This is a genomic window from Ruminococcus sp. RTP21358st1_G6_RTP21358_211008 (assembly GCF_040908885.1).
Classification (GTDB): Bacteria; Bacillota; Clostridia; order Lachnospirales; family Lachnospiraceae; genus Blautia_A; species Blautia_A faecis.
Map to the genome: position 1 here is coordinate 1 of NZ_JBDGDM010000095.1, position 3121 is coordinate 3121.

A 3121-nucleotide genomic window follows, 5' to 3' on the forward strand; every position below is an offset into this window, starting at 1 on the left:
AACTTGACATATTATTTTATGTGTCTTCGATACCCCATTTAGATGGTTGATACTTCGCAGCTTTATTGGTTTTACCTAATCTATCATTGGCAAGAAAGTTTCGGGAAAACAATCACTCCCCCTCCCCTCGTTAAAAGTTCCTAAATAACCTCAGTTCCAGCCGACACACAGCATTTGGGCAATGTGTATTACTTCAGCGAGCCATTTCAGGCGCGTTCTTAGCGTAAGCGAAATCCAGCGCTTACGTAGACTTATGCGTGAGGGCTCTCCCGAACGCATTAGTCGCAGTTAGCGATTAGTTCGCTGGAGCGTTGCGCTGGCGAGTGAGTAATACACATTGTCCAAATGCGTCCGCATTGAAGAACTTTTAATCAACTAAATAGCAAATTAAAATAAAGGATAACGCTATATGGATATTAGAATTGAAAAAACCAGACAGAGTATTATAAATGCTTTTATAGAGTTGCGTTCTCATAAGGAGCTGGAGAGGATTACGATTAAGGAGTTGTGTGAGAAAGCGCAGATTAATAAGTCTACATTTTATGCACATTATCAGGATATTTATCATCTCTCGGATACGTTGGAAACGGAAGTTGTGGTATCAATTATGGAGAATCTCACTCATCCGGAGAGAGTGCTGGAGGATACCACTTTTTTTTCCAGGGAACTGTTTATGGGGTTTCTGGCAAAGGATTCGCTGATCGGGATTTTGTTTTCGGGAAGCAGGAGTAAATGCCTGGTGCAGAAAATTGAAGCAGCTTTAAAGGAGCTGGTGTTTGGAGCTTACCCTCAATATCGGGATGACAAGGACATTAATATTATGCTCACTTACATTCTATATGGATGTTATTATGCGTTTTATGAAAACCGAAAATATGGAGATGTGCCAGTGCTTTCCAGTATTACAGAACTTACAGGCAAGACGGCGCAGGCAGCATTAAAAATGATAAAAAAATAAAAGCACCTCAATGCACGCAACATTAAATATGATAAAAAACTAAAAGCACCCTCGAAGTGTGCAACTTTGCAACTACTAAACAGTCACCTATTTTCATCGCAGGAGGTCAATAAATTGACAACAAACAATTCGAATATACAAGAAATGAATTCTGGTACTCCACCAGTAACTCCCTTACAAATTTTAAAAACTTACTTCGGATATGATTCCTTCCGGGAAGGGCAGACGGAAATTATAGATACCATTTTAAGCGGACGGGATGCACTGGCGATCATGCCCACGGGGGCCGGAAAGTCTCTTTGTTATCAAGTTCCCGCGCTTCTTTTGCCAGGAATTACGCTGGTGGTTTCACCGCTGATTTCTCTTATGCAGGACCAGGTGAAGTCACTGAATGAAGCGGGGATCCATGCTGCTTATATCAACTCTTCGCTGACTGAGGGACAAATCAATAAGGCTCTTTCTTTCGCTGCGCGAGGTGTCTATAAGATTATTTACGTAGCACCAGAACGACTGGAAACAGCTTCATTTCTAAGCTTCGCGCTCCATACTCCTATCTCCATGGTAACTGTAGACGAAGCCCACTGTATCTCCCAATGGGGACAGGATTTCCGTCCAAGTTACTTAAAAATCATAGATTTTGTGGAACAGCTGCCTGGCAATCCGATCATCAGTGCCTTCACTGCCACCGCAACAGAAGTGGTAAAAAATGACATTGCAAGGATCCTGAAACTGAAGAATCCCAACGTTGTTGTCACTGGTTTTGACAGAGAAAATCTCTATTATCAAGTGGAACATCTCACTGGAAAGCAGAAGGACATCTTTATCCAAAATTACATAGAAACCCACCCAAACGAAAGCGGAATCATCTACTGTGCCACCAGAAAAAACGTGGATACTTTGTATGAGAAATTATTGAAACAAGGCGTCTCTGTAACCCGTTACCACGCTGGAATGAGCAACGATATCCGCAAAAAAAGTCAGGATGATTTCATCTATGACCGCGCTCAGGTTGTGATTGCCACCAATGCTTTTGGCATGGGAATCGACAAATCCAATGTGCGTTTCGTCATCCACTACAACATGCCTCAGAGCATGGAAAACTATTACCAGGAAGCTGGCCGCGCAGGACGTGATGGTGAACCTGCAAAATGTATCCTTCTCTTTTCCACTCAGGATGTGATGATCAGCAAACTCCTTCTTGGAAGCAAAGACTTCGAAGGTATGGATTTTCAGGAAATTGAACAGGTAAAACATCAGGATTCCCGCCGTCTCCAGCTTATGGAAGGCTACTGTATGACCACCTCCTGCCTGCGCAATTACATCCTGAAATACTTCGGAGAAACCACACATCAGCCTTGTGATAATTGCGGCAACTGCCACCAGGAATTTGAAGAACTGGATATGACCCTGGATGCCAAATGGGTAGTCGGCTGCATCACCGAAATGCGCGGCCGCTATGGCCAGGCTCTTGTAATCGGCACCCTCCTGGGCTCCAAAAAAGCCCGTCTGAAGGACATTGGCGCCACCTCCTACAACTGCTATGGTCAGTTAGAAAACCGCACTGAAGCCGACCTCCGGCTCCTTATAAGCCAGATGATCCGTATGGGATATATCATCCAGACAGAAGGAGAATACAGTGTTTTAAAAGCAGGAAATATTGAAGATTTACAAAATAAAAATACAAAGATCATAATAAAGAAATTTAAAGAAAAAGAGAAAATATCAACCACAAAGAAACACAAAACTTCATTCAAAAAGGACAGTTTTTCCGCTTCCGCAGAAAGCTCATCCGCTGATTCCACTGCCACAAACTCCAGCCGCAATTCTGCCCTTTTTGAAGCCTTGCGGCAGCTCCGTCTCCAGATTGCCAAGGAAGAATCTGTCCCTCCCTACATCGTCTTCACCGACAGAACCCTTATCGATATGTGCAGTAAACTTCCTCAGAATGAGGATGAAATGCTCAATGTATCCGGTGTAGGACAGAACAAACTTAAGAAATACGGACAACGATTTTTACAGGAAATATCCGCATTTCAGTCTGCTAATCACTAGACATCATTGCTATTTAATTGGTTGGTCGTTATCTCGGACGCGATTTCACAATGTATATTCACCGCCGCGCGTCGCAACGTTCCGGCAAGCTAATGACTAACTACGACTAAG

Annotated in this window: 2 protein-coding genes; both read left to right on the forward strand. The window is 43.2% G+C overall.

What is annotated here, in order from left to right:
* Positions 1–409 precede the first annotated feature (409 nt).
* On the forward strand, positions 410–958 hold the full coding sequence (locus AB5Z12_RS20565) for a TetR/AcrR family transcriptional regulator (RefSeq protein ID WP_347086944.1): 549 nt from the start codon (positions 410–412) through the stop codon (positions 956–958).
* Between the two features lie 114 nt (positions 959–1072).
* Positions 1073–3010, forward strand: coding sequence for a DNA helicase RecQ (gene recQ / locus AB5Z12_RS20570; protein WP_368356758.1), 1938 nt, complete (start codon positions 1073–1075; stop codon positions 3008–3010).
* Positions 3011–3121 lie beyond the last annotated feature (111 nt).

Bases quoted from the DNA above. Each gene is read 5' to 3' on its own strand.
- AB5Z12_RS20565 (WP_347086944.1), top strand. From the start codon at position 410: ATGGATATTAGAATTGAAAAAACCAGACAGAGTATTATAAATGCTTTT.